This window comes from Protofrankia sp. CiP1_Cm_nod4 (assembly GCF_982290645.1).
On record NZ_CEVIVC010000059.1, the window covers coordinates 1 to 6,254 of the forward strand.

The window sequence follows — 6,254 nt, forward strand, 5'->3', positions numbered from 1 at the left end:
ACTGGGCCACTATCTGTTCGCCGACGAATACACGGTCGACTGGCGCATCGCCGAGCAGGACGACGACAACGCATGGGAAACCCGGCTCGACCGGTTCGCCCGAGCCGTCCTGCTGCCCGCGGCCGGGCTGCACCGCACCTGGGCCGAACTGCGGGAGCGCGGCGATGACCTTCGCACCGCCGTGGTCAGGGCCGCAAGCGCCTTCCGCGTCGACATGTCCACTTTGGCGCGCCGCCTGTGGGAACTCGGGCAGGTGGATCAGAACGAGGCCCATCGGATCCGTTCCGTGCGCACGACCAGGACCGATATCGTCGAGTTCGACCTGCTCGTCCACGAGGAGCTGGCCGCACCCTCACTCGCCAGGCAGTACGAGGAATCGGTACTGAGGCTGTACCGCGGCGAGACGGTCTCCCTGGCCCGGGCAATCGACCTTCTCTTCGAAACCTGGGACGAAGAGGAGCTGCCCACGCTGCCGCCGCTTCCGGAGAGCGCCATCTGGAAGTTCGTGTCGTAACCAGGCGTGGTCAGCGGGCGGCGGCGCCAGGGGAAGACCTTCCTGCTGGAGGCTCTTGCCCGCCAGACACCGGGCCTGTACTTCGGGGCCACCCGGGCGACGCAGGCGGAGTCGCTGCGCCTCTTCGCCGAGGCTCTGGCCGAGCACACACGTACGCCGGTGCCCCAGCGGTTCGCCAACTGGGACGAAGCGATCGTCCACCTGTTCTCGGTGGCCGGCGGCCGGCCCGGACCAGTTGTGATCGACGAATTCCCGTATCTGAGCACAGTGTCCCCCGAACTCCCGTCGATTCTTCAGCGGGAGATCGACCGGGCGGTCTCCGGTGGCAACAGCATCGCGCTCCTGTTGTGCGGCTCGGCCATGTCGGTGATGGGAAAGATGCTCGCCTGCAACGCCCCGCTGTGCGGGAGAGCCGGTCTCGAACTGGTGGTACGCCCGTTCGACTATCCGCTGGCCACGCGTTTCTGGAACATCGACGATCCGGCCCTGGCCGTTCAAGGATCTCTACGCGGACGGGGACTGACTTACAGGCCGGAGGGGGCGGCCCGGAAGTCGGCGATGGCCGTGTCGTCGCCGCGGATGTCCACGAGGGCCTGCTCCCGGCGGTTGAAGGCGTAGAGCAGCAGTTCGGGGGCCGCGCCGGCAAGCACGACCTGCCGGCCGCCGGAGCGCAGCACCTGCCGTCCCTCCCCGTCGGTACGCTCCGCCACGACGCCGACCGGGGACTTGCGGACGCCGAGCTTGCCGACCATCTTCAGCGCCTTCCACAGTTTGTCCCGCTCGGCGACGTCGAGATCCCGCGGCTTCCAGTCCGGCTGCGCCCGCCGGACGTCCTCGTGGTGGACGAAGTACTCGACATGGTTGATCATCTCGTCCACCAGCGCGACGTGGGCCGGGTGCCATACCGGCGCGCCCTTGCGGACCAGCGCGACAAGATCCTCATAGGAGTGCGACTCCCTGGTGGCCCGTTCGACGCGCTCGGTGATCTTGTGCAGTTGCGGTATCGCGAGCCCGGGCAGCGTCTGCGGCTTGCGGTCCCGGGCGACCAGGTGGGCGGCCAGGTCGCGAGTGGTCCAACCGGTGCACAGCGTCGGCTGGTCGGGACCGAGCTCCAGCAGGAGGTCACTGAGCTCCCGCCGTTCCTCCTGCGCATACCGTCCCTGCCGGGTCTGTCCTGCCATAACCAGCACTTTAGCCGGCAGCGCTCCTGTCGTGCATCAGCGCGACCACACCAGGTGATCGTCGCGGACGGAACAGGCGCCGCCACCGGGCCCAGCCGCCATGGGCTCAGCCGATGGTGGTGCCGACGAGGGCGCCCACCGCGGCCGTCACGGCCATGGCGGCCGATCCGCCGAGAACGACGCGGACCGCCGCCCGCGCCCGCCTCGCGCCGCCGAGCGCGGCGCCGGTGACGCCGAGCAGCGCCAGCCCCACCTCGGTGATCACAACCAGTAACACGGCCCTGGCCGTGCCGGAGCTGGCGAGCAGTGCCACCAGCGGGAGCGCCGCGCCCACGGCGAAGCTCAGCGCCGAAGCCCCGGCGGCCTGCGCCGGGCGGGCGGCGCTCTGCGGCGACTGGCCGAGCTCGTCACGGGCGTGCGCGGCGAGGGGGTCGGTGCGGCTGAGCTCCACGGCCACCTCCCGCGCGAGCCGGGGGCTCAGCCCGCGCTGGACGTAGATACCGGCCAGCTCCTCCAGCTCCGCGTCGGGGTCGGTCGCGAGCTCCGCGGCCTCGGTGGCCAGGTCCTCGCGTTCGGCGTCCTTCTGGGAGCTCACCGAGACGAACTCCCCGGCGGCCATCGACGCCGCCCCGGCGACCAGCCCGGCAAGGCCCGCGGTCAGCACGGCCGTCCGGGACGCCGACGAGGCGGCCACCCCGAGCATCAGGCTCGCCGTCGACACCAGCCCGTCGTTCGCGCCGAGCACCGCGGCGCGCAGCCAGCCCAGCCGCCCACCGTAATGCCTCTCCTTGTGCCCGGGTCTCGCCACAAGTCCCGGACGCTACCGGCTCCGGCTGCCTGGCGGCCGGCTGGTGGCTTATCTGACACCGTTGCTGTGGGCGCGCGCGGCGGGGCCCCACAGCTCGCGGATGGTCTGGAACACCTTCTGGTTGTGGCTGAACTCGATCACGTTCCCGTCCGGGTCGGTCACCGCGCAGACGTAGCCGACCGGGTCGGGCAGGTCCTGCGGCTCCCAGTGCAGGCAGCCCGCGGCTCTCGCCCGGTCGGCGATCGCGTCTATCTCGGCGCGTTGCGTCACCTCGATCCCGATGTGCGCGAACGGGGTCATCGTCGGCTGCCGGTGCCCACGCTCGGCGTTGAACTCGGCCAGGACCAGCACGAACGGGTCCTGCCACTGCCGGTCGTTGGACAGCCACGCGCTGCGGCCGGCGACGTCCTGACGGGTCGCGACCACCACGAGCGGAGTCATCCTCGTATAGAAGTCGATCGAGGCGTCGATATCGCTGGACGGGAGGGCCACGTGCGTCCACCGGGGGCGTGTGAGCATCGGAGAACTCCTTCGACGTGGTTGCGCCGGGCTTCTTCTTCCCGATGTTGTGCCCGAGAACACGGCTTTGCCCACGTCGGGAACCCGACCTCGGAAACGTACTTCCACCGGCTGCCCGGACGCCTGCGTCATGCGCCCCTGCCCGCCACCACCCGGCCACGCACGACGACCAGCAACGGCTCGGCGAGCGTCCGGACGTCCACCCGCGGGTCCTCCGAACAGACGACGAGATCCGCCGGCGCCCCCTCGGCCAGCCCGGCGAAACCGAGCCAGGCGCGCGCGGCCCAGGTCGCCGCCGACAGGGCCGCCACCGGGGGCAGCCCGGCCCGGACCAGCTCGGCGACCTCGTCCGCGACAAGGCCGTGCGGCAGCGACCCGCCGGCATCCGTGCCGACATAGATCGGGATGCCCGCCTCGTACGCCTGGCGGACGGTGTCGTAGCGGCGGGCGTGCAACGCCCGCATGTGCGCGCTGTAGGCGGGGAACTTCTCCGCCGCCCCGGCGGCGATGCCCTCGAAGGTGGCGATGTTGACCAGGGTCGGCACGATGGCGACGCCGCGCTCGACGAAGAGGGGGATCGTCTCGGCGGTCAGCCCGCTCGCGTGCTCGACGCAGTCGATCCCGGCCTCGACCAGGTCGGCGAGGGAGTCCTCGGCGAAGCAGTGCGCGGTGACCCGGGCGCCGGCGGCATGGGCCGCCGCGATCGCGGCCTCGGCCGCCTGACGCGGCCAGCAGGCGGCGAGATCCCCGGTGCCCCGGTCGATCCAGTCACCGACGATCTTCACCCAGCCGTCGCCCCGGCGGGCCTGCTCGGTGACGGTGGCGGCCAGCTCCGCCGGCTCGATCTCCACGGCGTAGTTACGGATGTACCGTTTCGTCCGGGCGATGTGGCGGCCGGCCCGGACCAGCCGGGGCAGGTCCTCGCGGTCGTCCACCCAGCGGGTGTCCGCGGGCGAGCCCGCGTCCCGGATCAGCAGCGTGCCCGCGTCCCGGTCGGTGCGGATCTGCCGCTCGGCGGTGTCCCGGTCGACCGCGCCGTGGGCGTCCAGCCCCACATGGCAGTGCGCGTCCACCAGGCCGGGCAGCACCCAGCCCGGCACCGTGCGCGCGCCGGCGGCGCGGGCGCCGGTCGGGGCCGTGAACGTGATCCTGCCGTCCACGGCCCACAGCCCGTCCCGGACCTCCTCGGGGCCGACCAGCACCGGGCCTGTGATCCTCAACGTCTCGGAAGCAGCCACCCCACCTGTGTAGCCGAAGAGCACCCGTCCGGACGAGAAGAGCACATGTCCGGACGAGGAGAACGGCGGCCTGCCGCGGGTATGGCCGTGAGAGCGTGCGTGTCATGGGAGTCCTGGACACCGTGGGCGTCGCGGCCGCCGGCCTGCTGGCCGGAGCGGTGAACGCGGTGGCCGGCGGCGGGACCCTGATCGTATTCCCGGCGCTGCTCGCCACCGGGATGCCCGCGCTCACCGCGAACGTCACCTGCTCGGTCGGGCTGGTCACCGGATACGCCGGGGGCGCGTTCGGCTACCGCCGGGAGCTGACCGGGCAGGCCGCCCGGCTGCGGGCGCTGGCCGGCCCGGCGCTGCTCGGCGGGCTGGCCGGGGCGGTCGTGCTGCTGGCCGCCCCGGCGGGCTCCTTCCGGGTGGTCGTTCCCTACCTGGTGCTGGTGGCCTGCCTGCTGCTCGCCGGCCAGCCGCGACTGGCCGCCATCGTGGCCCGGCGACGGGCCAGCGGGCAGGCAGTGGCCCGGCGACGGGGTGGTTGTGGGGTGGCTGTGACCTGGCCGACCCGGGCCGGGGTGTTCGTGGCCGGGGCCTACGGCTGCTATTTCGGCGCGGGCCTCGGCGTGCTGCTGCTCGGCGTCCTGGGCATCCTCATGCCGGACGGCCTCCAGCGCACGAACGCGTCCAAGACCCTGCTGTCGTTCGGTGTCAACGCGGTGGGCATCGCCGTGTTCGTGGTGAGCGCGCGGGTCGCCTGGGGGTTCGCCGCCGTCCTGCTGCTGGCCTCCGGCGTCGGCGGGGTGCTCGGCGCGCGGGCCGCCCGGCTGCTGCCGGCCGCCGCGCTGCGCGCGACCGTGACCGTCCTCGGGGTGGTCGTCGCCGCCGTCCTCATCGCCACCGGCTGACAGCGCCGCCGGCCGGCGGGGTGGTCACACCACCGGGGACAGGCCGCCGTCGACGTTGAGCGCGGTCCCGGTCACGTAGGAGCTGCGCGGCGAGAGCAGGAAGGTCACGACGTCGGCGAACTCCGTAGCCCGGCCGACGCGGCCCAGCGGTATCCGCGCGTCACGCGCCATCCGTTCGTACAACGCCCGGACGGGGGTGCCGGTGGTGGCGGCCCGCCGTTCCCACTGGCCGCTTTCGACCAGGCCGACCAGCACCGCGTTGACCCGGATCCCGTGCGGGCCCCACTCGCCGGCGAGCGCCTTGGTCAGCGCCAGCCCGGCGGCCCGGGACACCGAGGACGGCAGCGACGCCGCCGGCGGTGCCTTCGCCGCCGTCGCGAGCACGTTGACCACCGCCGCGGCGTCCGAGGCGCGCAGCTGGTCGAGCGCCAGCCGGGACAGCCGGATCGCCGCGAACAGCTTCAGCTCCAGGTCGTCCTGCCACTGCTGGTCGGTGACGGCGGCCAGTTCCCCGCCCGCGGACCGGCCGGCGTTGTTGACGATCGCGTCCACCCGGCCCCACCGGCTGTGGGCCGCGGTGACGAAACGGTCCAGCGCGTCGACGTCGGTGACGTCCGCCGGTACGGCAAGGACGTCCCCGCCGGCGGCGCGCAGCTCGTCCGCGGTGAGCTTCAGGCGGGCCTCGTCACGGGCGCAGATCGCCACCCGCGCCCGCTCGGCGACGAGGGCACGCGCGACGGCCGCCCCCAGCCCGTCGGAGCCCCCGGTGACGAGGACGACCCGCCCGGCGAGCTGCAGATCCATGTGACCTCCGGGATCAGGCGCGCTGGCCGGGTATGAGATGACTCGTGGCGCCGCTCTCACTCTACGACGTCCTCGGTGTGCCGCCGGCAGCCTCCCAGGCCCAGATCGTGGCCGCCTACCGGCGGGCGGCTCGGCGCACCCATCCGGACACCGGTGGTAGCGAGCACGCCTTCCGGCAGGTCCGCAGGGCGTACGAGGTGCTGGGCGATCCCGAGCGGCGGCGTGATTACGACCGGCGCGTGCGCGCCCACCCCGTGCCCGGCCGGGCGGCCGGTGGCATGTCGGGGCAGGCTGGGC

9 protein-coding genes are annotated in these 6,254 nt (G+C 73.1%); 4 read left to right on the forward strand and 5 right to left on the reverse strand.

Annotated elements, in window-relative coordinates; genetic code table 11:
- Together AC5LSR_RS13115 and AC5LSR_RS13120 are read left to right on the forward strand one after the other, a co-directional pair.
- A partial coding sequence (locus AC5LSR_RS13115) for an ImmA/IrrE family metallo-endopeptidase (RefSeq protein WP_493468507.1) occupies positions 1-514 on the forward strand: 514 nt, incomplete at its 5' end.
- 6 nt (positions 515-520) lie between these two features.
- Positions 521-1,132 (forward strand): AAA family ATPase, encoded by a 612-nt coding sequence (locus AC5LSR_RS13120; RefSeq protein ID WP_250283444.1) that lies wholly within the window; start codon positions 521-523, stop codon positions 1,130-1,132.
- Here the strand turns inward: AC5LSR_RS13120 and AC5LSR_RS13125 are convergent.
- The 4 genes from AC5LSR_RS13125 to AC5LSR_RS13140 all read right to left on the reverse strand — a co-directional run bounded on the left by AC5LSR_RS13125 (position 1,039) and on the right by AC5LSR_RS13140 (position 4,260).
- Positions 1,039-1,695, reverse strand: a complete 657-nt coding sequence (locus AC5LSR_RS13125; RefSeq protein ID WP_250283446.1) for a TIGR03085 family metal-binding protein — start codon at positions 1,693-1,695, stop codon at positions 1,039-1,041. The two genes, AC5LSR_RS13120 and AC5LSR_RS13125, sit on opposite strands and share 94 nt — an antisense overlap.
- 106 nt (positions 1,696-1,801) lie before the next feature.
- Entirely contained in the window at positions 1,802-2,503 is a 702-nt protein-coding gene (locus AC5LSR_RS13130) for a VIT1/CCC1 transporter family protein (protein ID WP_250283447.1), read from the reverse strand.
- Positions 2,504-2,551: 48 nt separating this feature from the next.
- Positions 2,552-3,022 carry a VOC family protein gene (locus AC5LSR_RS13135; RefSeq protein WP_250292326.1) on the reverse strand — a complete coding sequence of 157 codons (471 nt, stop codon included), beginning with the start codon at positions 3,020-3,022 and terminating at the stop codon, positions 2,552-2,554.
- Between the two features lie 128 nt (positions 3,023-3,150).
- Positions 3,151-4,260: an amidohydrolase family protein gene (locus AC5LSR_RS13140; RefSeq protein WP_250283457.1), complete on the reverse strand. Its 1,110-nt coding sequence runs from the start codon at positions 4,258-4,260 to the stop codon at positions 3,151-3,153.
- 104 nt (positions 4,261-4,364) lie between these two features.
- On the opposite strand from AC5LSR_RS13140, the gene AC5LSR_RS13145 reads away from it, so the two are divergent.
- The gene (locus AC5LSR_RS13145) at positions 4,365-5,153 is read left to right on the forward strand and encodes a sulfite exporter TauE/SafE family protein (protein WP_250292328.1); all 789 of its coding nucleotides are present in this window, start codon (positions 4,365-4,367) and stop codon (positions 5,151-5,153) included.
- 24 nt (positions 5,154-5,177) lie between these two features.
- Here AC5LSR_RS13145 and AC5LSR_RS13150 read toward each other — a convergent pair whose 3' ends face one another.
- Complete coding sequence (locus AC5LSR_RS13150) at positions 5,178-5,957, reverse strand: SDR family oxidoreductase (RefSeq protein ID WP_250292330.1); 780 nt, start codon at positions 5,955-5,957, stop codon at positions 5,178-5,180.
- A gap of 44 nt (positions 5,958-6,001) precedes the next feature.
- Between AC5LSR_RS13150 and AC5LSR_RS13155 the strand changes: the two genes are divergently transcribed.
- Positions 6,002-6,254: J domain-containing protein (locus AC5LSR_RS13155; RefSeq protein ID WP_493468508.1), on the forward strand; the 253-nt coding region annotated here is incomplete at its 3' end.

Excerpts from the sequence above, each read along its gene's own strand:
- AC5LSR_RS13125 (WP_250283446.1), bottom strand. The coding sequence starts at position 1,695 with ATGGCAGGACAGACCCGGCAGGGACGGTATGCGCAGGAGGAACGGCGG.
- AC5LSR_RS13135 (WP_250292326.1), bottom strand. The coding sequence starts at position 3,022 with ATGCTCACACGCCCCCGGTGGACGCACGTGGCCCTCCCGTCCAGCGAT.
- AC5LSR_RS13145 (WP_250292328.1), top strand. The coding sequence starts at position 4,365 with ATGGGAGTCCTGGACACCGTGGGCGTCGCGGCCGCCGGCCTGCTGGCC.
- AC5LSR_RS13150 (WP_250292330.1), bottom strand. The coding sequence starts at position 5,957 with ATGGATCTGCAGCTCGCCGGGCGGGTCGTCCTCGTCACCGGGGGCTCC.